The following is a 23,695-nucleotide window of genomic DNA, read 5'->3' as shown; positions in this document are numbered from 1 at the left end:
GTGGGTCTTCCGTTATTTGCCGCCCGCGAGCTGCGCGTCGGTCATGTAGTGGTGATCGGCGACGCGGCGCACGAGCAGGTTGCAGAAGAAGCCGACGATCAGCAGGATCGCCATCAGGTGCACCGTCATCGTGTAGGCGTCGGCCTTGGCGACGCCATGGCCCACCTGGTACGCGCGGATGTAGTTGACCAGCACCGGGCCGGCCACGCCGGCCGCGGCCCAGGCCGTCAGCAGGCGGCCGTGGATGCCGCCCACGAACGCCGTGCCGAACATGTCGGCCAGGTAGGCCGGCACGGTCGAGAAGCCGCCGCCGTACATCGACAGGATCACGCCATACGCCAGCACGAACAGGGCGATGTTGCCGCTCGCCGCGAAACGCGGCACGCAGTAGTACAGCACCGCGCCGAGCACGAAGAAGATGAAGTAGGTGTTCTTGCGGCCGACCCAGTCGGACGCCGACGCCCACACGAACCGCCCGCCCATGTTGAACAGCGACAGCAGGCCGACGAAGCCGGCGGCAGCCGCGGCCGTCACGGTGTCCTTGAAGCTTTCCTGGATCATCACCGAGGCCTGGCCGAGAATGCCGATGCCGGCCGTCACGTTCAGGAACAGCACCAGCCAGATCAGGTAGAACTGCGGCGTCTTCAGGGCCTGGTCGATGTGGACGTGACGCGTGGTGATCATCTTGTTGGTCGACTGCGCGGGCGGCTCCCAGCCGGCCGGCTTCCAGCCTGCCGGCGGAATGCGGATCGCGAAGGCGCCGATGGTCATCGAGATGAAGTACGCGATGCCAAGCACCACGAACGTTTCGGCCACGCCGATGCTCGTCGCGCTCTTGAAGTGGTTCATCAGCGCCACCGACAGCGGCGCGGCGATCATCGCGCCGCCGCCGAAGCCCATGATCGCCATGCCGGTCGCCATGCCGCGGCGGTCCGGGAACCAGCGGATCAGCGTCGACACCGGCGACACGTAGCCGAGGCCCAGGCCGATCCCGCCGATCACGCCGTAGCCGAGGTACAGCATCCAGATCTGGTGGGTCCACACGCCGATCGCCGAGACGATGAAGCCGCCGCCGAAGCAGCAGGCCGCCGTCAGCATGGTGCGGCGCGGGCCGACGCGCTCGAGCCACTTGCCGGCGAAGGCCGCCGACAGGCCGAGGAACACGATCGCCAGCGAGAAGATCCAGCCGAGGGTGGTCAGCGTCCAGTCGCCCGGACCCGATGCCGTGATGCCGATCACCTTGGTGAGCGGCCCGTTGAACACGGAAAAGGCGTACGCCTGCCCGATACAGAGGTGGACCGCGAGTGCCGCGGGCGGCACCATCCATCGCGAAAATCCGGGGCGAGCGATGGTCGCCTCCTTCGACATGAACGACGGGGCACCCGTGCGGCCAGCCGGCTCAATCACACTGCTCATGATGACTTGTCTCCGTTGCAAATCTTGTTGTGGCCTGCGCTGAACACGCGCCGGAGCCATCGCGGCATAGGAACCGCCGGTTCATATAATCTGTTGTCCAGAATGATTTTCCCCGAATCCGGCTCTGCCACACCGAACGATAGGCACGACGAAACACATGCGCAATATGAGATAAGTACGCATAAGGGAATGCCAAGACGTAAAAGATGTGAACAATTCGTCAAGACGCGCCGCCGCGCTCCCCGCCGCCGCCCGCCTTGCCTGGCTGCACCGGCCCCGCCGTCGCTCCGGGCCGCTCGCAGGAGCTTACGGCCAGCCGACAAAAGCCGCGCATCGTACGCGAGACGGCCGCGAAAAACAATTTTTAACACCCGTGCCCCGTCACGCTTGTTAGCCTGCCTCGACATCGCCGGCCGGCGCCCGCGCGTGCCATCGGCCGGCGATACTCCGACTTCCCCCGCTTGAGAGAACGATCGAATCGATGAAAGTACAGAACAAGATGGCGAAGATGGCGGCGTGCGCGCTGCTCGCCGGCGCGGCGCTGTCGCTGGCCGGCTGCGGCAGCAGCAGCGGGCCGCGTCCGCTCGCCCAATCCCAGGCCGCCGCGGTAGGCGCGCCGCCGGGCGCGATGATCTACGTGTCGTCCGGCCTGCAGGCCCCGCAGATCGAGCGCTGCCTGTCGAGCCGGATGTCGCGCTCGCGCGTCGAACGGCAGGGCCGCGTCTCGACGATGCTGGTCGGCCCCCGTTCGACCGACGAGGACTGGCGCATCACGCTCGAACAGAACGCGGCGGCCGGCACCACGATCGCCGTCTATCCGCCCGCGAGCGGCGACGGCGAGCCGGACGAAGCCTCGTTGCGCTTCCATATCGCGCGCTGCGCGGTCTGACGAATCGGGCGCGGGCGCACAGCACCTTTCCCCAGGCGGCTGTGGACGACCGCTGTGCGGCACCCCGCCCGATGCGCGCTGCGTCCGCAACGGGCCTACAATTCGCGGCGGAACTGCCGTAAAAGCCTTTGCTTATATAGGTAAGGTTGGTTGACAATTGCGACGCGCGCCTGTGGACAACCTGCCTTTGTCCCGCGCAATCCAAGCGGTAGCGGTTTTTGACCCGGCCATCGCAGCACGGCAGCGCCAGTGCCGGCGCGCGTCGTGCCGCCACGGACAACCGGCCCGCCAACCCGGTGCAGCGCCCGAACCCGCCCGTACGCGGCGCACGCAGACGGCAATGCATCCGTGCAACCCCGGCCGCATTGCCGGCAGCCTATCTCGTAAATCGGAAGGAACTCGCATGGAATTCGAACCGGCCGGCGTGCCGCCCCATCGGCCCGCTCCACCGGAATCGGCCGGCGCGGACGCCGCGCTCGAAGCCGCGCGGCGCGCGATCCCGGCGACCTCGTCGGCCGACGGCACTGCCATCGTGCTGCTGGTCGACGATCAGCCGATCGTGCGCGAAGCGGTGCGCCAGGCGCTGGCCGGCGAGACCGGCATCGAGCTGCGCTACTGCCAGCACGCCACGCAGGCGCTGGACGTGGCGCGCCAGACGCGTCCCACCCTGATCCTGCAGGACCTGGTGATGCCCGAGGTGGACGGCCTGACGCTGGTCCAGCATTACCGGCGCACGCCGGAGCTGCGCGACGTGCCGATCATCGTGCTGTCCGCCAAGGAAGAGCCGCGCATCAAGCAGGCCGCGTTCGAGGCCGGCGCGAACGACTACCTGATCAAGCTGCCGGATCGCGTCGAACTGGTCGCGCGCATCCGCTACCACTCGCGCGCCTACGTCAACCTGCTGCAGTTGAACACCGCCTACCGCGCGCTGCGCCAGTCGCAGGAAGAGCTGCTGGCCGCCAATCGCGAGCTGGAGCGGCTGTCGCAATCGGACGGCCTGACCTCGCTGCCGAACCGCCGTTATCTCGACGCCTACCTCGACGGCGAGTGGCGCAAGAGCCTGCGCGAAGGCAACGAGCTGTCGATGCTGATGATCGACGTCGACCGCTTCAAGCAATACAACGACACCTACGGCCACGTGGCCGGCGACGATGTGCTGCGCCAGGTCGGCGCGACGCTGCAACGCTGCATGAGCCGCCCCGGCGACCTGGCCGCGCGCTTCGGCGGCGAGGAATTCGCCGTGGTGCTGCCGGGCACGCCGGCCAGCGGCGCGCGGCTGGTGGCCGAAAAGATCCGCCTCGAAGTGGCCGCGCTGAAGGTGCCGCACACGGGCGGCGCCGACGGCGGGATCGTCACCGTCAGCGTTGGTGGCGCCTGCACCGTGGCCTCGCAACTGAGCGGCATCACGGCGCTGATCGAAGCCGCCGACGCCGCGCTTTATCAGGCCAAGCGCGACGGGCGCAATCGCGCGGTGATCGCCACCGGCGATTGAACGCCACGGGGGCGGCAGCCTTGAAGCGAGGGCGTCGATGCCCGGGTGAGCGCGTTCCTGCGTGATGCCGAGCGTCACCCGGCGATCATTCCGGGCCACCGCCACCGCTTGCCTCGCCTCTCCGCTTCAGGCTGCCGCCACCGCGCGGCGCAGCGCCACCACCGCCTCCGGCAAGCGCGGCCCGAAACCGAGCAGGAACAGCGCATCGAGCGATGCCACGCGCGACGCGCGCCCGGCCGGCGTCAACGAGAAACCGGCCGAGGCCAGCAGCCGCTGCGCGCCGCCGGCCGCGCGCAGCGTGTCGTCGGTGGTCAGCACCACGTCCGGCTGCGCCGCGACCAGCGCCTCCGAATTCATCACCTTGTAGCCGTCCACGCCCTCGATCGCATTGGCGAACCCCGCGTAGCGCAGCATCGCGTCGGCGGCGGTGCGCTGCCCCGCGATCATCGGCTGACGTCCGGCCGGGTCCATCACGAACAGCACGCGCCGCGCCGCCGGCTTCGGCGCCGACGCGGCCTGCGCCCAGCCGCGATCGAACTGCGCGAGGCGCGCCCGCCCGGCGTCCTGCGCGCCGAGCGCGGCCGCCACGCCGGCAATCTTCTCGCGCACCGACGCCACGTCGTGCCGCTCGGCGAACAGGTCGATCTCGATGCCGATGCGGCGCACCTGATCGAGCGCGGTGGCCGGCCCTGCCTCGGCCGACGCCAGCACCAGGTCGGGCCGCAGCGCCAGCAGGCTTTCGGCCGACAGCGCGCGCTGATAGCCGATCTTCGGCAGCGCGAGCGCCTGGGCCGGGAACGTGCAGGTGGTGTCCGAGCCGACCAGGCGATCCGCGCGGCCCAGTGCGTAGACGATCTCGGCCAGCGCGCCGCCGATCACCACGACGCGCCGCGGGCCGCCCGGCGCGCCGGCATCCTGCTTCGCGTCTTGCGCTGCTCCCGGCCCCGCCACGGCGCCCCACGCGCCGGCCGCCGCAGCCGCAGCCGCACCGCTCGCGCCGAGCGCCAGCCCGCCCGCGCGGCGCAGCCAGCGGCGGCGGCCCGCATCATGCAGCGCGCCGCTCATGTCCGCACCGCGTCGCGGGCCTGCCCGAGCCGCGCCACCGCCTCGCGCCAGCCGGCCAGCTCCGGCGCGCCCGGCTTGCGCGCGCCGAACAGCATCGCGATCGTCTCGCCCTGCGCGTCGAACAGTTCGACCGAGGTGATCACGCCATCTCGGGTCGGCTTGCATACGAGCCACGCGCTGTCGATCAGATCGGTACGCAAATGCAGGTTGAAATCGGGGTCCATCACGTTGAGCCACGGCCCCATCGGCACGATGTTGCGCACCGGGCCGGTATGGATCTGGATCATGCCGGCATTGCCGACGAACACCATGATCGGCAACCCGCTCGCGGCAACGTCGTCGAGCAGCGCGGCCACCGCGCCGTGCGCGAGCGGCGCGGCGCGCTCGCCGCCGGCCAGCCGCAGCGCCTGCAGGCGGCCCACGCCGAACTTGCGCAGCATGCCGAAGAATTCATGGGTGTCCTGCATCGCGTCCCACGCGGCGCGGAAGCCCGCCACATCGATCTCGCCGTCGGCGCGCGGCGCGGCGGGTGCGGGTGCCTCGGCCACCGTCAGCCCGGCCACCTGCGGGTTCGCCGCATGACGCGCGACGAGCGCGTCGTACGCCGCGCGATCGCTGTCGGCGCGCAGGTAGAGCTTGGTGACCGCCACGCCCTGCGCATCGAAGAACTGCAGGCTGTGGCGTTCGCCACCCTCGCCCGGCTCGCGCACCGCGAACGCCGAGGCCCATTTCGAGTAAAAGATCCGCAGGTCGATCGCGCTGCCGAGCGCCAGCCCGACCAGGCCGTCGTGGCTGATCTTCTCGAACGCGCCGATCTTCTCGTGCACCGCGGCCTCGTTGCGCGTGAGCGTCATCACGTTGCCGAGCAGCGGCATCGCTTCGTACAACTCGATAAACCGCGCATCGAGCCGCCTCACGTGCTCGCCGACGAACGCGGCCAGCGCCTCGCCCTCGCTGATGCCGAGCGTGGCCGCCGCATCGCGGTGGCGAAGCCGGCGCTCGGTGCGCAACGCGGTGAAATCGCGGCGCAGTGCGGCCAGCGAGGCCGCGTCCTGCGTGTACGGCGCTGGCGAAGCGCGCGCCGTGTCGATGGATGAAGCGATGGAAGGAGCCGTCATCTGATGTGCCTCGTTGGGTTCGGTTGAGTTCGGTGCATGCCGGCCGATCAGAAATCGATCTTCATGCCGACGTTGAAATTGCGTCCCGGGGCCGTCAGCGCCGCGATCTTCGCGTCGCCGTCGCTGTCCTTCAGCCCGCGCACGTCGTTCCAGATCCAATACTTGCGGTCGAACAGGTTGCCGATGCCGGCCGTCACGCTGACGTGCTTCGTGAAGCGGTAGCCCGCGTGCAGATCGACGATCGTGAACGACGGCGTCGAATAGAACGTCGGGTCCGACATCGACGACTTGCTCTTGCGCGAGTTGTAGGTCACGTCCGCGCCGGCGAACCAGCGCTCGCCGCCCGTATAACGCAGGCCGAGCACCACCGCGAGCGGCGGCACGGTATCGAGCCCGGTGGTCACGCCGTCCTTGGTTTCGGTGCCGCGAATCCAGGCGAAGCCGCCCTTCAGTTCCAGGTTGTCGTTGACGAGCCAGTCGGCCTTCGCCTCGATGCCGTGGATCGACGCCTGCGAGTAGTTCACGTACTGCACCGTGTACGGGTTGCTCGCCGACGTGACGCTGCCGCCCACCACCTTGGTGTCGATGAAATCTTTGTAGCGGCCCGTGAAGCCCGCGACGCTGTAGTTGACCTGGCCCGTGCCCGCGCCGAACTTGCCGCGCATGCCCAGCTCGAACGTGTTGCTGGTTTCGGGCTTCAGGTTCGGGTTGCCGACCTGCTGATAGAACAGGCCGTAGGCGCCGGCCGGGTTGTAGTAGCTGTTGACCTGATACGCCGACGGCGCGCGGAAACCGCGTGCGTATTGCACGTAGGGCACGAACGCCGGCGTGATCTCGTAGAGCAACGCGAGGCGCGGCGAGACGGCGTTGTCGGTCAGGCCGGTGGTCGGCTTGGTCGAGGTGGCCGCCGCCGTGGTGTAGGTGGCGTCGGCGTGCGGCGTCATGCGGAACCAGTCGAAGCGCACACCCGGCACGATGCTCAGGCGATCCCAGCGCATGTCGTCCTGCAGGTAGGCGCCGAACGTCGTCTGGGTGGTCTTCGGGAACACTTCCGGATAGCCGTCGCCGCCCGGCACCCACTCGCCCGCCGCCGAGCTCGACGTGCTGTAGTGCGACACGCTCACGTCGAAGCCGTAGGTCAATTGATGCTTGAGCACGCCGGTGACGAACTTGCTGTCGGCCACCACGTTGCCGCCGACGATGTTGTCGCGGTAATCGTTGATGCGCGAGCGGCCGGCCGTCGCGCCCGTGGCGCTCACACCGCCGATGTCGAGCGTCTGGTGGGTCTGCGCATTTCGGTAGTACACCGAAGCATGAAGCTGCTGAAAATACGGGTTCGATTCGTCGCGATGATCGTAGTCGAGCTGCACGCGGTTGCTCTGCACGTCGTTGCCCGTGACGTAGCGGTTCGCCGTGTAGCTGCGCGTGCCGCCGGTCCAGCGATAGGCGCCGCCCAACTGGGACAAACCATCGCTCAGGTTCGTGTTGTTCAGCGTTTCGGCCGTGAGCTTCAGCGTGTCGGCGTGGGTCAGCTTGAACACCACCTTGCCGAGCGCGTTGCGGTTGTTGTAGGTCAGCGGGTCCGGCTTCGAGCGCTGCGCACCGAGGCCGCCCGTGCCGCCCTGGCTGTCGGTGTCGTGGCCGTGGCGGCCGCTCAATACCAGCATGCCCTGCACGCGCTCGCCGCCGAATGCGGCGGTGGCCGTCGAGCCCCAGCTGCGGTCGGTCGAATCGTAGCCGCCCTTCAGCGAGAAATAGGTCGGCTTGCCGTAGATCGCCAGCAGATCCTTCGGGTCTTTCGTCACGAAGTTGACCGCGCCCGTCAGGCCGTCGCTGCCGTACAGCACCGAGGTCGGCCCGCGCAGCACTTCGATGCGTTCGTACAGGTCCGTATTCAGGTAATCGCCGCGCCCCGTCGCACCCGAGCCGAACGCGAACGACTGCGGCAACGGCACGCCGTCTTCCAGCATCAGCACGCGGTTGCCCTCGAGCCCGCGAATATTGATGCCCTCGTTGCCGCCACGGCCCGCCGCACCGCTGATGCCCGACGGGCGATACGCCTGACGGCGCACCTCGACGCCCGGCTCGTACTTGAGCGCGTCCTTGATGTCGCGCGCGTTGTTGTCGTCGATATCGTCGCTCGTGATGACCGACACCGACGCGGCCGTGCGATTCAGGCGGGTGGTCCCCACGCGGTTGGCCGTGACCGACACGGCCTTCAGTTCCTGCTCGCGGCGCAGCACCGACGGTGCGCCATTGGCGGCTTCCGGTTGCGGCGCCGATACGGCCGGGCGCTCGGTCGCGGGCGTGTCCGCCATCGCGACGGCGCAGGTCTTCGCGAGCATCGCCGGCACGACGATCCGGACGAAACGACGTTTGAACTGCATCTGCTACTCCCCGTATGAGTGGTTTTTCGATCGGCGGCCCGGTGGATGTCGGGTGACGAGTGCGGCCGATTGTATCGTAAACGCGAATCATTACTATTTGCATTTGAAAGATTGAGATGAGTGGGACGGCGCGACAGGTGCATGCGACAATCGTCGCGCCATCTTTCCGCAACGTCTTCGATCGTGCCCCCGAAATCGCCTTCCCCCTCGTCAGACTGGATGCTGCGCGCGAGTCCCGCGCACGGGATCGAGCGCGTCGAGGCGTGGTTTCAGGGCAAGGCCTACGGCATGCATCGGCACGACACCTATGCGATCGGCCGCACACTCGCCGGCGTGCAGAGCTTTCAATACCGGCGCAGCCGCCGCGACAGCCTGCCCGGCAACACGCTGGTGTTGCATCCCGACGAGGCGCACGACGGCCAGGCCGGCACGGACGAGGGCTTTCGTTATCGGATCGTCTATGTCGAGCCGTCGCTGTTCCAGGAGGTGCTCGGCGGCCGTGCGCTGCCGTTCGTCGAAGGCGGCGTGACGACCGACCCGCGGCTGGCGGCCGCCACCGGCACGCTGCTGCAATCGGTCGGCCAGGCGCTCGATCCGCTCGAACAGGCCGGCGCGATCGCCGAGCTGGCCCATGCGCTGGCCGCCGTGGCCGGCCTGCCCGACGCGCGCGGCAAGGCCGATTACGCCGCCGCCCGGCGCGCCCGCGAGTATCTGCGCGAGAACTGCACGCGCGCGCTCAGGCTCGAGGAAGTGGAAGCGGCCACCGGGCGCGATCGCTGGAGCCTGTCGCACGATTTCCGTACGTTCTACGGCACCAGCCCCTACCGCTACCTGACCATGCGCCGGCTCGACGTGGCGCGCCGCCTGCTGATGGCCGGCGAGACGCTGGCGAGCGCCGCCATCGACGCCGGGTTCGCCGATCAGGCCCACATGACGCGCCAGTTCGCCCAGGCGTTCGGCATCACGCCGGGCCGCTGGCGGCAGATGAGCGCCGCCCGGCCGGGCGGCTGACCGGGCTGCGCCGTCACGCCGTCACGCGCCCACGATCGTTCAATACGCCGCGCAAGCGGCTTCGTAAGCTCGCGGCTCCCTCACCTTTCCCTGCGGACGGAGCACACCATGACCACCCCCACCCCGGCATTGCGCGGCCAGTGCCAGAGCATCGATCTGGCCGACAAGCTCGCGCGCGTCGAAGGCTACTGGCAGCAGCGCGTCGTCGCCGAAATGAACGACTACCAGTTCAAGGTCGCGCGGCTCGACGGCGAATTCGTCTGGCACACCCACGACGACACCGACGAAACCTTCATCGTCCTCGAAGGCGAACTGCAGATCGAGATGCGCGGCGGCCCGGCCGGCGAGCACGCCATCGTGCTGCGGGCCGGCCAGATGGCGGTCGTGCCGAAGGGCGTCGAGCACCGTCCGCACGCGCTCGGCGAGGTGAAGCTGCTGCTGGTCGAGCCGCGTGGGGTGGTGAATACCGGGGATGGGGCGCGCAGCGAGCGCACGGTGGCGAATGATCAGTGGATTTGATGCCGGGGCACGAGCTGGCGCTCCAGACGGACGAAGCGGCGGCCAAAAAGCAGAAAGCCGGCGCAAGGCCGGCTTTCTGCACATTCGTTGGTGGAGAGGAGGAGGATCGAACTCCCGACCTTCGCATTGCGAACGCGACGCTCTCCCAGCTGAGCTACCCCCCCAACATTCGATCGATCATACACAAGCCGATCCGGGGATGGCAAGCCCGCCGCGAACCGTTTCGATCAGTTCGACGGCGCGCCGGCCAGCACCCATTTGACGACGGCCTTGACGTCCGCATCGCTCATGCCGGGATGCGCGGGCATCGGGATCACGCCCCACACGCCGGAGCCGCCGTCGCGCACCTTCTTCTCGAGCTTGGCCGACGCGGCCGGATCGTTCTTGTAGCGCGCGGCGATGTCCTTGAACGACGGCCCGACGAGCTTGCGATCGACCGCGTGGCAGCCCATGCAGGCGTTGCCGCGCGCCACGCGCAGGCCATCGTCGGCAGCCTGCGCGGCGGGCGCGGCCAACAGGCCCGCGCCCAGCGCGAGCGAGGTGACGGCCAATGCCGCCGCGCGGCGAACGGTGCGGCGAACGCTCATTGCTTCACCGCCTTCGCGTTGCCCGGATGCACGTTCGGCGAGCTCGTCACCGGCGCGGGCGCCTGCGACTGCAGCGGCGTGGCGCTGACGCTCGAATCGGGCACCGCGCCCACGGTCGGGCCGACATCGACAGCGGCCGGCGGGATCTGCGTCACGCCAGGGTCGCTGGCGGGTGCGCTCGACGAGCTCAGGGCCGGCGAGTCGGCCGGCTTGATGTACTGGAACACCTTCACCACCTGCAGGACGCCCGGCACGCGGCTGGCCGCGTCGGCGCCGATGTTGCCTTCGTCGACGGTCACGAGGCCCATCAGGTAGACGTTGCCGCGCTCGCACACCACCTTGAAGTTGTTCGCCGAAATGCCCTTCTCGCCCACCAGCGCCGACTTCACGCGGCCTTCGAGATACGAATCGTTGGTGCGGTCGGACAGTGACGTGGCCGGTTGCAGCGCCAGCTCGTTGACGATCGCGTTGACGTTGTTGATGGCGCGGACGATTTCCTCGGCGCGCTGCTTCGACGCATTGTTCGACACCTCGCCGGTCAGCAGCACGCGGCGGTTGAACACCGTCACGGCGACGTGCGCGTCGTCGGGCAGGCCGCTGCGCAACTGCGAGGCCGCCTTGAGCTGGATCTCGCGATCTTCCGTCTGCGTGCCGAGCGTGCGGCGGTCGGTCGCGATCAACGCACCGCCGCTGGCTGCGGCGCCCACCACGGCCAGCACGCACCCCTGCAGCGAAACGGCCAGGCCGGCCGACAACGCGATCATCAACGTGGTTCTCACAAGCGTCTGTCCAACGCGGCGGGTAATCATCGACAAGCTCTCCTTCGAATCAGTCTTCGCCCAGCAGCATCGCGTCGATGCCGTCGCACAGGCAGTGGATGGTCAGCAGATGGACTTCCTGGATGCGCAGCGCCCGGTCGGACGGCACGCCGATATAGATATCCGTGTCGGACAGCGCGGCGGCCAGCGCGCCGTCGCGGCCGGCCAGCGCGATCACGGTGATTTCGCGTTCGCCCGCCTCGGCGGCGGCGGCAAGAATGCGCGGCGAATCGCCGGCCGGATCGATGACCACCAGCACGTCGCCCGTCTGGCCGAGCGCGCGCACCTGCTGCGCGAAGATCTGGTCGGCAGCCTCACCGCTCGTGAACGGGCCGGCGCGGCTCGCATCCGTGGCAAGCGCGAGGCCCGGCAGGCTGGGACGTTCGCGCTCGAAGCCGCCGACCAGCGCGTTGGCAAGCCGTTCCGCCGCAGCGGCCGAGGGGCCGTCGCCGCAGACGAGAATCTTGTTGCCGTTCGCGAGCGCCATGAACATCGCGTCGACGGCGGCTGCGATCGGCAGCGACAGCGCATCGAGCACCTCGAGCGCGAGCGCCGCGTTGTCGCGGATATGTTGCTGAATACGTTCGACTGACATCGTCCTATCGCGTGTAGCGTGAAACCCGGGAAGAAGCGCGCGGCAAGCCGCGCGGTAGCGTGGGTGCGGCGAGTTTACCGCACTCCAGGGCCGCCACCGCCGCGTCCTTTACAACTCGACACAAGAACCGGGCACGAAACACGCAGAGCGCGCGGCCGGCTAGGTGTCGTCGGCGCGAAACGCGTCGCGCAGCCAGATCAGTTGCCCGGCCTCGAACGCCACCACGTCGAAGCGGCACGCGCTGCTTCCTCCGAAGCGCGCCCACACCGCGCGCGCCGCCGCCACGAGACGCCGCCGCTTGTGCGGCCCGATGCTGGCGAGCGCGCCGCCATGCCGGCCATGACGGCGCGCGCGTACCTCGACGAACACCAGCGTGCCGTCGCGCTCGCGCATCACGAGATCGAGTTCGCCGCCGCGCACCACCAGGTTCGCCGCGACGAAAACCAATTGCCGACGTTCGAGAAAGCGCCGCGCCTGCCATTCGAACCGGGCGCCGACGCGCTTCGAGCCGGGGCGTCCGGATGTGTCCTCGGCCACCGCGTCGATCACGTTGTCAGCCATTGCGCCGGCCTTCGGTATGCCGCCCTCCGCATACGCCACCTCGTCCGGACCATTAGCCATTTCGCCGACCTTCGGCCTGCCGACCTTCGCATTCGCCACCTCGCCAAAATCCTCAACCGTTTCGCCGACCTTCAGCCTGCCGCCCCTCGCATTCCCCGCCTCGCCCGAATCCACGCGCGGCCGCGCCGCGCCCGCGTGGCACAATGCGTGGCTTGTCCCGCCCGCCGCGCGTTTGCGCATCCGTTCCGCCATGACTTCCCTCCTCGATCTCGCCCAATCGCAGCACTTCCCGACCGGTGCGCTCTACGTGGTCGCGACGCCGATCGGCAATACCGCCGACATCACCGTGCGCGCGCTGCATGTGCTCGGGCTCGTGGATCGCATCGCGGCCGAGGACACGCGCAACACCGGCCAGTTGCTCGCGCGCTACGACATCTCGAAGCCGCTCCTGGCCGTGCACCAGCACAACGAGCGCGAGGCCGCCGGCCGCGTGGTCGAACTGCTGCGCGCGGGCGAGCGCATCGCCTACGTATCGGACGCCGGCACGCCCGGCATTTCCGACCCGGGCGCGAAGCTGGTGGACGCGGTGCGCGCCGCCGCGCTGCCGGTGGTGCCGCTGCCCGGAGCGAACGCAGCGGCCGCCGCCGTCAGCATCGCCGGCGATTGGGCCGGCCCGTTCACCTTCGCGGGCTTCCTGCCGCCCAAGCCGAAGCAGCGCGCCACCGCGCTCGAACCGCTGAAGGCGCACCCCTACGCGCTGGTGTTCTACGAAGCGCCGCACCGCATCGTCGAAACGGTCGAGGCGCTGGCGCAGGCGTTCGGCGGCGAGCGCCGGCTGTTGATCGGCCGCGAGCTGACCAAGTTACATGAGGACGTGTTCGTCGGCACCCTGGCCGAAGGGCCAGCGTGGCTGTCCGCCGATGCGAATCGCCAGCGCGGCGAATTCGTGCTGGTCGTGCAGGGCGCGCCCGTGCAGACGGACGACGACGATCCGCACGCGCACGATGCGCTGCTCAAGCTGCTGCTGTCGGAAGTGCCGGTGAAAAGTGCGGCAAAGCTGGCGGCCGCGATGACGGGCGCATCGCGCAACACGCTTTATGCGCGGGCGCTGGAACTGAAGGAAGACTGAGGGAAACCGGACGCAGCGCGAACGCGCGGCGCATCACATCTCTCGGCGTGACCGATGTCACGCCGCATCTGGAAACTGCCTGGAATGCACGGGCCAAGCGGCGCCGGGAAAACGGCTCGCCTGACGCTCAGTGCGTGCTGGTGTTCGACGCCACCATCTCGTCACGCGCGACGCGCGCCTGTTCCGGCGACAAGCCGACGATCTTTACGCGCGCCGTGCCGGCCTTCACCACCCCGATCACCTTGGCTGCCGCATACGACAGATCGAGCACGCGGCCGCGCGCGAACGGGCCGCGATCGTTGATCTTCACGACCACCGATTTGCCGTTCGACTGGTTGATGACCTTCACGTACGACGACAGCGGCAGCGTGCGATGCGCCGCGGTCAATTCGTTCATGTCGAAGCGCTCGCCGTTCGCGGTGCGCTTGCCGTGGAAGGCGCGGCCATACCACGAGGCGCGGCCCGTCTGACGGAAGTCGGAGGCATCGGCGGCGTCGATCGGCTTCGCATCGGCCAGCGATGCGCGCTTGGCGTCGTCGGTGTCGGTGGCCGGCATGGTGGCCAGCGCCGAATCGAAATTCGCCTGCTTGTTGTCGTCGTCGGCTGCTGCTGCGGAAGCCGTGCGCAGCGCATCCTTCGGGTTGCCGTTGCTGGACGCCTGATCGGCGGTCGGCGGCATGGCACACCCGGTGAGCGCTGCCACCATCACTACTGAACCGAGTTGCCTCGGCAATCGAAATTTCATCGACGTGTCGCCTATGGGTGCGGGCCGCGCAACTGCTGATGAGGCGGCCCGGACGGATATGCGCGCACGCGCCTGCTCCTTGCGAGCAAGCGGCTTGCACTGGTGCGGCTGTCGTACTTGCCGCGACCGTCCTGATTAGCTTTCACGTCTGGCGCAGCCTATCCCCGGCAGCCTGGCCAGACCCCAAATGCCGCCATCGAACATGACAGGCAGTTCGCACGCGTCGCAGAAAACCCAACGCGCAGGAACGGCGGCATAGGCCTCATCCGGCATGCGACAGCATGGCCGCGGCGGGTATTCGTAACACCCGGCCGGACAAGACGTGAGCACCGATTGATCGGTACTGAGATGCGCCGCCGAAACAGCCGGCGGCTAGTGCATTGACGGCGCGACGGCCCGTTTTGCGGTGCCTTGACGCCTGCTTGAACACGTGGATGAACCACGCACAATGGACCGCATTATACATAAATGAAATTAGTCACCCGGAAATCGGCCTGGCCCCTTGATTGATTCTCACTATGATGCAATCCCGGACACATCCGCCGTGGCGGCCCGCTGCGCCTGTTCGGCCTTGTCCGTTCGGCCAGCGCACGGCACGCGAGGGCGGACGAGCCAGTACAATCGAGCCTTTCCCGCCTTACGTACCAACCCCATGAAAGTCACGTTGATACCGGTCACGCCGTTCCAGCAGAACTGCTCGCTGATCGTCTGCGAAAAGACGGGCCGCGCCGCCGTCGTCGATCCGGGCGGCGATCTCGACGTGATCCGCGGCGAGGTCGAGCGGCAGAACGCCCAGGTCGAGAAGGTGCTCGTCACGCACGGCCATATCGATCACTGCGCGGGCGCGAAGGCGCTCGCCGAGCATTACGGCGTGCCGATCGAAGGCCCGCAGGAAGACGAGCGCTTCTGGATCGAGCAGTTGCCCGCGCAAGGGCAGCGCTTCGGCTTCAGCGGCGATGCCCAGGTGTTCGAGCCGAACCGCTGGCTGGTCGACGGCGATACCCTCACGGTCGGCGAGGAAACGCTCGAGGTCTATCACTGCCCCGGCCACACGCCGGGCCACGTGGTGTTCTTCAGCCGCGAACACCGGCTGGCGATCGTCGGCGACGTGCTGTTCGCCGGCTCGATCGGCCGCACCGATTTCCCGCGCGGCAATCATGAAGATCTGCTGCGCTCGATCCGCGAAAAGCTCTGGCCGCTCGGCGACGACGTCACGTTCGTGCCGGGCCATGGCCCGGTGTCGACGTTCGGCCAGGAGCGCGAAACCAATCCGTTCGTGTCGGACCGGAGGTTCGGATGAGCGGCGAGATCTACGTCAGCACCGACGTCGAGGCCGATGGCCCGATCCCCGGCCCGCACTCGATGCTGAGCTTCGCCTCGGCGGCCTTCACCGAAGACAAGCAGTTGATCGCCACGTTCTCGGCGAACCTCGACACGCTGCCCGGCGCGACCGCGCATCCGGTGCAGGAAGCCTGGTGGAAAACCCAGCCCGAAGCCTGGGCCGCCTGCCGGAAGGATTTGCAGGCGCCCGAGGCGGCGCTGATCGCCTATGTCGAATGGGTCGAGGCACTGCCCGGCAAGCCGGTGTTCGTGGCGATGCCGGCCGGCTTCGATTTCACGTACATGTTCTGGTACATGATGCGGTTTGCGGGGCGCTGCCCGTTCTCGTGGTCCGCGCTCGACATCAAGACGCTGGCCTTCGCGCTGACCGGCCTGCCCTATCGCAAGGCGATCAAGCCGCGCTTCCCGAAGCACTGGTTCGACGATCACCCGCACACGCACGTCGCACTCGACGATGCGATCGAACAGGGCGCGCTGTTCTGCAACATGCTGGCCGACCTGCGCGTGCGGCAAGCGGCATTCGACCAGGCCGCGGGCGCCGGCACGAATGCCCCGGCTGCCTCGACCGGCCCGGCCGCCAAATAAAACGCGCGCCACGCGCGATCCGATGCGGCGGAGCGGTAGAAATCACCCGTTCCGCCGGCATCGCGAAGCAAAATTCCCTCGCATCCGCGACATCCATTGCACGGGTTTTCTTGCACCACTACCATGAGGCGTTCAAGCCGCCCGCCGGGAGACGCAGGTGATACTCGATTCGTTTTCGCAAAAAATCCTTCGCCTGTTGCAGCTCGACGCGCGGCGTTCGGTGCAGGAAATCTCGGATCAAGTGGGCCTGTCGAGCACACCGTGCTGGCGCCGCATCAAGGACATGGAGCAGGCGGGGGTGATCCAGCGCTACACGGCGCTGCTCGATCGCGAGAAGCTCGGCCTGCACGTGTGCGCGCTCGCGCATGTGCACCTGACGCGCCATAACGAGGGCGGCGTCGAGCAGTTCGAGCGCGAGATCGCCACCTGCCCCGAAGTGACCGAGTGCTACAGCACCACCGGCGAGGCCGACTACATCCTCAAGATCGTCGCGCCCGACATCAAGGCCTACGACGTCTTCCTGCACGAACGGATCTTCAAGATCCCGGCCGTTTCACAGGTCCGCACGAGCGTCGTGCTGCGCGAAATCAAATTCGATACGCAACTGCCGCTTTGACGGCGATCGGGCCGAGATAGCCGATCGCACACGGAACGCGGCCTCCTCCGTCGCGTTCAGGCGCGGCGTGGGTCGCCGGCCAGCACCCGCGCAATGTCGAGCCGCCGCGCGCCGAGCCGCTCGCGCAACGCGGCGGCATCGATCGATGCCGGATCGCTCGCTACCGTCAGGTCGATCTCGAGGCCGGTGCTCAGGTAATGCAGTTGCATCGACGTCGCATGCACGCCGAGTTCGCGTAGCGCGGCATGAATCCGCGCTTCCACCTCGGCGCGCGCCGGCAAGGCCAGCGCCGGCCGGCGCCAGACCGTATCGTTCTCCGGGTCGACGTGAATCAGCGCATCGAGCACGCGCGGGTCGTCGAGCACGCGAGCGCGCGCCGTCTCCGCGATCCAATGCCCTTCCGACACCGAAATCATCGGGTCGACCAGGATGTGCGCATCCACCAGCGCCGCATCGCCCATCTTGCGGGTGCGCAACTCATGGACGTCGCGCACGCCGGGCGTCGCCACCAGCAGCGCGCGAATCTCGTCGGCGGCCTTGGCGTCGAGCGCGCGATCCGAGAGGTCCTGCAAGGCGTCCCAGCCGAACGTCCAGCCCATGCGCGCAACCATGAAGCCGACGATGGCCGCCGCAATCGGGTCGAGCAGTCTGACGCCGGCCAGGCTGCCGACGATGCCGATCGCCACCACCAGCGACGACGCCGCGTCGGAGCGCGCATGCCACGCATTCGCGACCAGCAGCGCCGAACGCACGCGCCGCGCCTCGCGCAGCATGTAGCGAAACAGCGCTTCCTTCGACACCACCACCAATGCGGCGACCGCGAGCGCCACCGCATGCACGGGCGGAATCGCATCGAGATTCACCAGGCGCTCGCCGGCACGCAACAGCATGCCGATACCGACGGCAATCAGAATGCCGCCGAGTAATAAGGACGCGACGGTTTCGTATCGGCTGTGGCCGTAATTGTGATCGGCGTCGGGCTTGGCGCCGCTATGCCGATTGGCGAACAACACGATGAAATCCGAGATCAGGTCGGACAGGGAATGCACGCCGTCGGCAATCAAGGCCTGCGAATGGCCGATAACCCCGACCGCGATCTGCAATGCGGCCAGCACCACGTTGAGCGCAATGCTGACGCCGGTGCTCTTGCGCGCCACCGCATGCTTTTCGTCATCGGGCACTTCAGCGGTAAATATGGCCATGATTACCAATACAATCAGTAATTCTTAGATTTCATCAAGCAGGCCGTGTCCGTCTGCTGACGCACTTAGGAAAAACCCGGCAAATCAGGTGCTTATGGATCGACTCGAAAGAGCGATGCGCCACACCGTGCGATTAGCCCCGCGATCATGCAGCCAATTGGCTAGTCATGATACATCCCCATTTTTTTCAATAGCGCAACAAAAAGGCCATGCACTCCTTTGACGGAGTGAATGGCCCTTGCTTTTCTTAAGACAGACTTAAGCCGTCTTAACCTGCTGCATCGACACTCAGATCGCGAATTGTTCGCGATCCTTACCGGCGATCCAACGCGGCGGCTTACCGCGACCCGACCAGGTCGAACCCGATTCGGGATCGCGGTATTTCGCTGCAACACCGGCGCGCACGCGGCCAGCCTTGACTGCCTTGGTGCGGCTGAGGCCCAGCTCGGCCAGCGAGAAACCGTAATCGGAGATCTTCTGCTTCACATCATTGAGGACCTCGGTATATTCGCTCGCCTTGGCTTCCTCGATCTGCTTCTCCAGCTTTTCTCGCTGCGCGAGAAGGTCCTTGTAAGAAGACATATATTTCCTTTTCTCTGACTAAACGGAGCCGGTCTGTGCCGGCTAACCCATTTTCATGTATTGATGCCTCGGATTATGGAGCCAGAGGTTAGCACAAAAATCAAACGTGGGAATCGCCGGGTACGCAAATATGTGTGCAAGATTGTGATTAATCGCGAACGCGCCAACCGCCTGCTCGGCAATTCAATTACCGCTTAAATGATTGACACAATCGATTAGGCGGGAATGGTTCATATATTCATACTTTCAGGCCACGCAACGGGCACGACTTTCTCGTTTGAAAGTTGTCATCGAGCGAGAGGTTTAGCTAAAAACCACGCAGCATTGAATGCACCGAAAAAGTGCGAAAGCTTGCTGAATACTTACTTTGCCCCCGCTAACGCCACACAAAAAGATACGTCCGCATTTTTCGGAAATGTCGCAATTCGCTTTCAGGACAAGCTCAATCCGGCCGCCGCAGCATGCAGAGAAGCCGCCAATTGGTCGAAATCGGTGGCCGCATCGGCAAACGGCGTGCGCTCCAAGCCGCCCGCGATTCGCCAGTCGGCGCCATACCGATCCACGCCGGCCAATTCGAATTCGCCGACTTTATTCGGATATAACGCCCAGGCGGCCTGTTCCTCATCAAACGACAATGGCGGCAACGCGTCGAGTTGCCGGCCGTCGAGCCAGCCCATCCGGCCAAAGCCGCCAATGAAACGCAGGCGCTCGCAATCGAGTGCCCAAAATGAAAAATCGCCGAGATCGAGATAACGCGCCGCATCGGGGTGATAACGCACATAGCGCGCGGCGAGATGCGGATCACCGTCGACGCGTGCGCAGCGCCCCACCAGCGTCATGCGCTCGGCTTCGAGCACCGCGGCGTCGGCAGCGTCGGCCACCAGCAAGCCCGCGCGGGCATCGTCGACGAGGTTGCGGGTGTGCTCGGCCAGCGCGCTGATCAGTACCACCGGGCGATGCCGCGCATCGGTCGCGTAGGGCACGGCGGTCGGATACGGAAAGCCGGCCGGCTCGCGCGCCTGCGTCGCGAGCGTGGCGATCTGCCGGCGATGCAGCAGATGAATCGGCAATTCGACGGAAATATTCATGCAGCTCCCTTGGCCGGACGCGCCGCGCGAGGCCGCGCAACCGCCACGACGCTCCGCTAGAATCAGACGCTTGCGCGCATTGTCGCCCATCGCCCTCGCCGGGCGCATCCGCGCCATTCAAAACAACCATCCGTGCGAGCCGGCCGCCCTGCGCCGCATCGCACGTTGCCGAGCTCACCGTGTCCGACCATTCCTCCCGGCTTCCCCCGCTGCCCGCCGCCCATCGCGAGCTGTCCGATTCCGCCCGCCGCCGAGCGCGCGCGGCCACCATGGCGCTGTTCTTCATCGCCGGCATGATGTACGCGTCGTGGGGGGTGCACGTGCCGACCGTGCGCGACCGCTTCGCCCTGAGCCCGGCGCTGCTGTCGCTGGCGCTGCTCGCCGTGGCGATCGGCTCGATCGTCGCGATGACGACCAACGCGAAATGGATCGCGCGCGTCGGCACGCGCAGCGCCTGCCTGGCGGGCGGGATCGGCATGTGCGTGTTCGGCGCGCTGATCCTGCTCGCGCCGAGCTATCCGCTGCTGGTGCTGGTGCTGATGCTGTTCGGCTTTTCGATGGCCACGCTCGACGTGGCGATGAACGCCGAGGCGAGCGCCGTCGAAATCGCGTTCGGCCGGCCGATCATTTCGATGCTGCACGGCATGTTCAGCATCGGCGGGATGGCGGGCGCGTTGCTCGGCGGCGCGGCGCTGTCGGCCGGCATGACGCCGGCCGTGCATCTGGCGCTGGCCTCGGCCGTGTGCGCGGTGGTGCTGGTGATCGCCTGCCCGGCCGTGCTGCCGCACGTGCCGCACGAGGAAGCCGCGCACGGCAAATCGGCGAACCGCTGGCGCTCGTCGGCGCTCTGGATGCTCGGCGCGATCGCGCTGGTGTCGCTGATCGCCGAAGGCGCGATGTACGACTGGGCCACCGTATACATGCGCGACGTGGTGGCCGCCACGCCGGCGTTCGCCAGCGCGGCCTACGCGGCGTTCTCGGGCGGCATGGCCACCGGGCGCTTCGCCGGCGACGTGGTGCGCGCGCGCTTCGGCTCGCCGCAACTGGTGTTCGCGAGCGCGAGCCTGGCCTGCGCGGGGATGGTCGGCGCGCTGCTGCTGCCGTATCCCGCGCCCGCGCTGATCGGCTTCATGGTGATGGGCCTCGGCCTCGCCAACATGATGCCGCTGCTGTTCGCCGCCGCCGCGCGCGTCGCCGGCATCTCGCCGGCCGAGGGCCTGGCCCACGTCGCGAGCCTCGCGTATTTCGGGCTGATGTTCGGGCCGGTGGTGATCGGCGGTGTCGCTCAGGCGGCCGGCCTCACGGTCGGCCTGTGGATCGTGGCGCTCTGCGCGGCGATCGTCGCCGTGACCGCGCCGAAGGTGATGCGCAAGCTCAACGTCTGACGCAGCCGATCAGAGCCGCGCGGCATGTCGCGGTGTCTTCCGCGCCAAATAAAAAGGGCGCCCGTCTTGCGACGGGCGCCCTTTACCCCCTGTGACCGCAGCTTACATCTTGACTTGGTCGAGGAACGTCTTCTTGCCGCCCTTGTAGTCGTACAGCGAGATCACGCCGTGCTTCAGGTCGCCCTTCGAGTCGAACACGGTTTCACCGATCACGCCCTTGTAGTCCGTCGTCGGCATTTGCGCGAGGATCTTCGCGGCATCCGTCGAGTTCGCACGCTTCATCGCGTCGACGATGATGTACACGGCGTCATACGTGAACGGCGAGTAGATCTGGATCGGCTGGCCGAAACGCTTTTGGTACTTGGCTTGGAATTCCGCGCCGCCCGGCATCTTTTCGAGTGCTGCGCCAGCTTGCGAGCAGACCACGTTCACCGCTGCATCGCCAGCCAGATCCGACAGCTGTTCCGTACACACGCCGTCGCCGGCCAGGATCTTCGCGCGCAGGCCGAGCTGCTTCGCTTGCTTGGCGAACGGGCCGCCGGTGGCGTCCATGCCGCCGTACATGATCGCGTCCGGATTCTCACCCTTGATCTTGGTCAGAATTGCGCGGAAGTCGACAGCCTTGTCGTTGGTTGCGTCGTGCGAGAGAACCTTCAGGCCGAGCGACTTGGCCTTCTTCTCGAACTCGTTGGCCAGACCCTGACCGTAGGCGGTCGAATCGTCGACCACGGCCACCGACTTGAAGCCCTTCGACTGTGCGTAGTTCGCCAGTGCCGGACCTTGTTGCGCATCGGTCGCGACGACGCGGTACGCCGTCTTGAAGCCTTGCTGCGTGTAGGCCGGGTTGGTTGCCGACGGCGAGATCTGGACGATGCCTGCATCGCTGTAGATCTTCGACGCGGGGATCGTGGTGCCCGAGTTCAGGTGGCCGACGACCGCGACGACCTTGTCGTCGACGAGCTTCTGCGCAACCTGCGTGGCGGTACGCGGGTCGGCCGCGTCATCCTGTGCATCGAGCTGGAGGGTGATCTTCTGGCCGCCGACCGTGAGGCCCTTCGCGTTGATTTCTTCAACCGCGAGGCGGGCGCCGTTTTCGTTGTCCTTGCCGAGGTGGGCGATGCCGCCCGTCAACGGTGCGACGTGGCCGATCTTGACGACCTGGTCAGCCGATGCGTTCGTCGCGAACGCCGCAAACACCATCGCCGCCGCGCTGATCGGCAACAGCTTTTGCATCTTGATAGTCATGGAAGTCTCCAGTTTCGATCCAAAAAATGCCATCGCCGGTTCCCCGCTCCATCCCCGGTGTATCCACCATTGGAGTGTCGCCGGCCGCATCTGTCATGCACGTGGCTGCAAGCACGCGAGGTGGACGCTTTTAACGGCCGCACCGCAGTACTTGCGCGCAAGTGTAGGTGATCAAATTAAATTGTGGGATCTTTTTGAAGTAGTGGGAACTCTACCGATGTCGGATGCCCGCGACAGCCTGTATGCCTTCGTGAAAAGCCTTGATGGTTAAGGGTTTCCGCTAATTCATTCCGGACCACGAACGGTTGATTTATTCACCTGTTCAACACCTCGGATAATGTGGAGGATCAATGACTTCCGGCGAAAACAATTCAACCGCATGCCCTCCGGCGCGCCGCTTCGCATAGCACGCGATCGCTTCGCATCGATGTCATGCGGGCACGCCGGATGCGCCCGTCGCACGCCGTTGTTTACCTTGCGCCGACGCGCTGCAACGAAGCCTGAACGATGGCACACTGACGCCGCCCTTTTTCATCGCGGGCGCGCCACCTTCCGCGCGCGTCCCTTGTCTGGAGACCAGCATGACCTCGCAATGGATCGACATTCCCACCGGTAACGAAACGTTCGGCGGCTACCTCGCACTGCCGAAGGGGGGCAAGGGCCCGGCCGTCGTGATCATTCAGGAGATCTTCGGCGTCAACAGCCATATCCGCTCGGTGGCCGATCAATATGCCGCGGCCGGCTACGTGGCGCTCGCGCCGGACGTGTTCTGGCGCACCCAGCCGCGCGTCGAGCTCGGCTACGAAGGCGCCGATCGCGACAAGGGCATCGAACTGCTGCAAAAGACCGACGTGCATCAGGCCGCGGCCGACATCACCGCTGCCGCCGCCGCGCTGCGCGCACGGCCTGAAGTGGACGGCAATGTGGCCGGCATCGGCTACTGCTTCGGCGGCCGGCTCGCCTACCTGGCCGCCGCCTCGGGTGCGTTCGACGTGGCCGTGGCGTATTACGGCGGCGGCATCCAGAATCACCTCGACGTGGCCAACCACGTGACGCAGCCGATCCTGTTCCACTACGCCGGCCTCGATCACGGCATTACGCCGGAACACGTCTCGCAGGTGCAGGCCGCGTTCGCGGGCCGGCCGCATGCCGATTTCCATCTGTACCCCGGTGCCGACCACGGCTTCAACTGCAATGTGCGCGCGGCGTACAACCAGCGCGCGGCCGCCCTGGCGCATGGGCGCACGCTGCAGTTCCTGGCCGAGCATCTGTAAACATAAGGCGTCCTGGCCGGAGCGTCGGCCGGATGACGAGAAGCC

Annotated in this window: 24 protein-coding genes and 1 tRNA gene; 11 read left to right on the top strand and 14 right to left on the bottom strand. The window is 67.0% G+C overall.

Annotation, left to right across the window (positions count from 1 at the left end):
• Positions 1 to 12: 12 nt before the first annotated feature.
• Entirely contained in the window at positions 13 to 1,416 is a 1,404-nt protein-coding gene (locus tag AB4850_RS33325) for an OFA family MFS transporter (protein ID WP_414443642.1), read from the bottom strand.
• A 481-nt stretch (positions 1,417 to 1,897) separates the two neighbouring features.
• Here AB4850_RS33325 and AB4850_RS33320 point away from each other — a divergent pair, with 481 nt between their 5' ends.
• Together AB4850_RS33320 and AB4850_RS33315 are read left to right on the top strand one after the other, a co-directional pair.
• Positions 1,898 to 2,305, top strand: coding sequence for a hypothetical protein (locus AB4850_RS33320; protein ID WP_414443641.1), 408 nt, complete (start codon positions 1,898 to 1,900; stop codon positions 2,303 to 2,305).
• 403 nt (positions 2,306 to 2,708) lie between these two features.
• Positions 2,709 to 3,797 (top strand): diguanylate cyclase domain-containing protein, encoded by a 1,089-nt coding sequence (locus AB4850_RS33315; RefSeq protein WP_414443640.1) that lies wholly within the window; start codon positions 2,709 to 2,711, stop codon positions 3,795 to 3,797.
• A 126-nt stretch (positions 3,798 to 3,923) separates the two neighbouring features.
• Here the strand turns inward: AB4850_RS33315 and AB4850_RS33310 are convergent, their stop codons facing one another.
• The 3 genes from AB4850_RS33310 to AB4850_RS33300 are packed head-to-tail and all read right to left on the bottom strand — an operon-like array spanning position 3,924 to position 8,367.
• A complete protein-coding gene (locus AB4850_RS33310; RefSeq protein WP_414443639.1) occupies positions 3,924 to 4,862 on the bottom strand; it encodes a heme/hemin ABC transporter substrate-binding protein in 939 nt (312 codons plus the stop codon).
• Positions 4,859 to 5,980, bottom strand: a complete 1,122-nt coding sequence (locus AB4850_RS33305) for a hemin-degrading factor (protein WP_414443638.1) — start codon at positions 5,978 to 5,980, stop codon at positions 4,859 to 4,861. The genes AB4850_RS33310 and AB4850_RS33305 overlap by 4 nt, the downstream gene beginning before the upstream one ends.
• A gap of 47 nt (positions 5,981 to 6,027) precedes the next feature.
• Positions 6,028 to 8,367 (bottom strand): TonB-dependent hemoglobin/transferrin/lactoferrin family receptor, encoded by a 2,340-nt coding sequence (locus AB4850_RS33300; RefSeq protein ID WP_414443637.1) that lies wholly within the window; start codon positions 8,365 to 8,367, stop codon positions 6,028 to 6,030.
• 219 nt (positions 8,368 to 8,586) lie between these two features.
• Here AB4850_RS33300 and AB4850_RS33295 point away from each other — a divergent pair, with 219 nt between their 5' ends.
• A complete protein-coding gene (locus AB4850_RS33295) occupies positions 8,587 to 9,378 on the top strand; it encodes an AraC family transcriptional regulator (RefSeq protein ID WP_414443636.1) in 792 nt (263 codons plus the stop codon).
• A gap of 108 nt (positions 9,379 to 9,486) precedes the next feature.
• Positions 9,487 to 9,897: a cupin domain-containing protein gene (locus tag AB4850_RS33290; RefSeq protein WP_414443635.1), complete on the top strand. Its 411-nt coding sequence runs from the start codon at positions 9,487 to 9,489 to the stop codon at positions 9,895 to 9,897.
• An 88-nt stretch (positions 9,898 to 9,985) separates the two neighbouring features.
• Here AB4850_RS33290 and AB4850_RS33285 read toward each other — a convergent pair.
• The 5 genes from AB4850_RS33285 to AB4850_RS33265 all read right to left on the bottom strand — a co-directional run bounded on the left by AB4850_RS33285 (position 9,986) and on the right by AB4850_RS33265 (position 12,458).
• A tRNA-Ala gene (locus AB4850_RS33285) sits at positions 9,986 to 10,061 on the bottom strand.
• Between the two features lie 63 nt (positions 10,062 to 10,124).
• Positions 10,125 to 10,484, bottom strand: coding sequence for a c-type cytochrome (locus AB4850_RS33280; protein WP_414443634.1), 360 nt, complete (start codon positions 10,482 to 10,484; stop codon positions 10,125 to 10,127).
• Positions 10,481 to 11,293, bottom strand: coding sequence for a BON domain-containing protein (locus AB4850_RS33275; protein WP_414443633.1), 813 nt, complete (start codon positions 11,291 to 11,293; stop codon positions 10,481 to 10,483). The genes AB4850_RS33280 and AB4850_RS33275 overlap by 4 nt, the downstream gene beginning before the upstream one ends.
• A 19-nt stretch (positions 11,294 to 11,312) precedes the next feature.
• Positions 11,313 to 11,897 (bottom strand): SIS domain-containing protein, encoded by a 585-nt coding sequence (locus tag AB4850_RS33270; protein WP_414443632.1) that lies wholly within the window; start codon positions 11,895 to 11,897, stop codon positions 11,313 to 11,315.
• A gap of 159 nt (positions 11,898 to 12,056) precedes the next feature.
• A complete protein-coding gene (locus AB4850_RS33265; protein WP_414445684.1) occupies positions 12,057 to 12,458 on the bottom strand; it encodes a YraN family protein in 402 nt (133 codons plus the stop codon).
• 250 nt (positions 12,459 to 12,708) lie between these two features.
• On the opposite strand from AB4850_RS33265, the gene rsmI reads away from it, so the two are divergent.
• Positions 12,709 to 13,587 (top strand): 16S rRNA (cytidine(1402)-2'-O)-methyltransferase, encoded by an 879-nt coding sequence (rsmI, locus tag AB4850_RS33260; RefSeq protein ID WP_414443631.1) that lies wholly within the window; start codon positions 12,709 to 12,711, stop codon positions 13,585 to 13,587.
• Positions 13,588 to 13,714: 127 nt separating this feature from the next.
• Here rsmI and AB4850_RS33255 read toward each other — a convergent pair whose 3' ends face one another.
• Positions 13,715 to 14,332, bottom strand: coding sequence for a septal ring lytic transglycosylase RlpA family protein (locus AB4850_RS33255; protein WP_414443630.1), 618 nt, complete (start codon positions 14,330 to 14,332; stop codon positions 13,715 to 13,717).
• A gap of 652 nt (positions 14,333 to 14,984) precedes the next feature.
• Between AB4850_RS33255 and AB4850_RS33250 the strand changes: the two genes are divergently transcribed.
• The 3 genes from AB4850_RS33250 (at position 14,985) to AB4850_RS33240 (ending at position 16,874) form a co-directional block, all read left to right on the top strand.
• Positions 14,985 to 15,632, top strand: a complete 648-nt coding sequence (locus AB4850_RS33250; RefSeq protein ID WP_414443629.1) for an MBL fold metallo-hydrolase — start codon at positions 14,985 to 14,987, stop codon at positions 15,630 to 15,632.
• Complete coding sequence (locus AB4850_RS33245) at positions 15,629 to 16,258, top strand: exonuclease (RefSeq protein WP_414443628.1); 630 nt, start codon at positions 15,629 to 15,631, stop codon at positions 16,256 to 16,258. The genes AB4850_RS33250 and AB4850_RS33245 overlap by 4 nt, the downstream gene beginning before the upstream one ends.
• A 157-nt stretch (positions 16,259 to 16,415) precedes the next feature.
• Positions 16,416 to 16,874, top strand: a complete 459-nt coding sequence (locus AB4850_RS33240; protein ID WP_414443627.1) for an Lrp/AsnC family transcriptional regulator — start codon at positions 16,416 to 16,418, stop codon at positions 16,872 to 16,874.
• A gap of 56 nt (positions 16,875 to 16,930) precedes the next feature.
• Here AB4850_RS33240 and AB4850_RS33235 read toward each other — a convergent pair whose 3' ends face one another.
• The 3 genes from AB4850_RS33235 to AB4850_RS33225 form a co-directional block, all read right to left on the bottom strand.
• Positions 16,931 to 18,076 carry a cation diffusion facilitator family transporter gene (locus AB4850_RS33235; protein WP_414443626.1) on the bottom strand — a complete coding sequence of 382 codons (1,146 nt, stop codon included), beginning with the start codon at positions 18,074 to 18,076 and terminating at the stop codon, positions 16,931 to 16,933.
• Positions 18,077 to 18,364: 288 nt separating this feature from the next.
• A complete protein-coding gene (locus AB4850_RS33230) occupies positions 18,365 to 18,658 on the bottom strand; it encodes an H-NS family nucleoid-associated regulatory protein (protein ID WP_414443625.1) in 294 nt (97 codons plus the stop codon).
• Between the two features lie 431 nt (positions 18,659 to 19,089).
• On the bottom strand, positions 19,090 to 19,746 hold the full coding sequence (locus tag AB4850_RS33225; RefSeq protein WP_414443624.1) for a HugZ family protein: 657 nt from the start codon (positions 19,744 to 19,746) through the stop codon (positions 19,090 to 19,092).
• Between the two features lie 179 nt (positions 19,747 to 19,925).
• Here AB4850_RS33225 and AB4850_RS33220 point away from each other — a divergent pair, with 179 nt between their 5' ends.
• A complete protein-coding gene (locus tag AB4850_RS33220; protein WP_414443623.1) occupies positions 19,926 to 21,131 on the top strand; it encodes an MFS transporter in 1,206 nt (401 codons plus the stop codon).
• A 102-nt stretch (positions 21,132 to 21,233) separates the two neighbouring features.
• Here the strand turns inward: AB4850_RS33220 and AB4850_RS33215 are convergent, their stop codons facing one another.
• Positions 21,234 to 22,376, bottom strand: a complete 1,143-nt coding sequence (locus tag AB4850_RS33215) for a branched-chain amino acid ABC transporter substrate-binding protein (RefSeq protein ID WP_414443622.1) — start codon at positions 22,374 to 22,376, stop codon at positions 21,234 to 21,236.
• On the opposite strand from AB4850_RS33215, the gene AB4850_RS33210 reads away from it, so the two are divergent.
• Together AB4850_RS33210 and AB4850_RS33205 are read left to right on the top strand one after the other, a co-directional pair.
• On the top strand, positions 22,375 to 22,647 hold the full coding sequence (locus AB4850_RS33210) for a hypothetical protein (RefSeq protein WP_414443621.1): 273 nt from the start codon (positions 22,375 to 22,377) through the stop codon (positions 22,645 to 22,647). The two genes, AB4850_RS33215 and AB4850_RS33210, sit on opposite strands and share 2 nt — an antisense overlap.
• Before the next feature lie 310 nt (positions 22,648 to 22,957).
• The gene (locus AB4850_RS33205; RefSeq protein ID WP_414443620.1) at positions 22,958 to 23,650 is read left to right on the top strand and encodes a dienelactone hydrolase family protein; all 693 of its coding nucleotides are present in this window, start codon (positions 22,958 to 22,960) and stop codon (positions 23,648 to 23,650) included.
• Positions 23,651 to 23,695: the final 45 nt, after the last annotated feature.

The organism is Burkholderia sp. 22PA0106 (genome assembly GCF_047497155.1).
In the GTDB taxonomy this organism is placed as follows: domain Bacteria; phylum Pseudomonadota; class Gammaproteobacteria; order Burkholderiales; family Burkholderiaceae; genus Burkholderia.
This window is presented reverse-complemented; position numbering and strand designations above follow the sequence as displayed.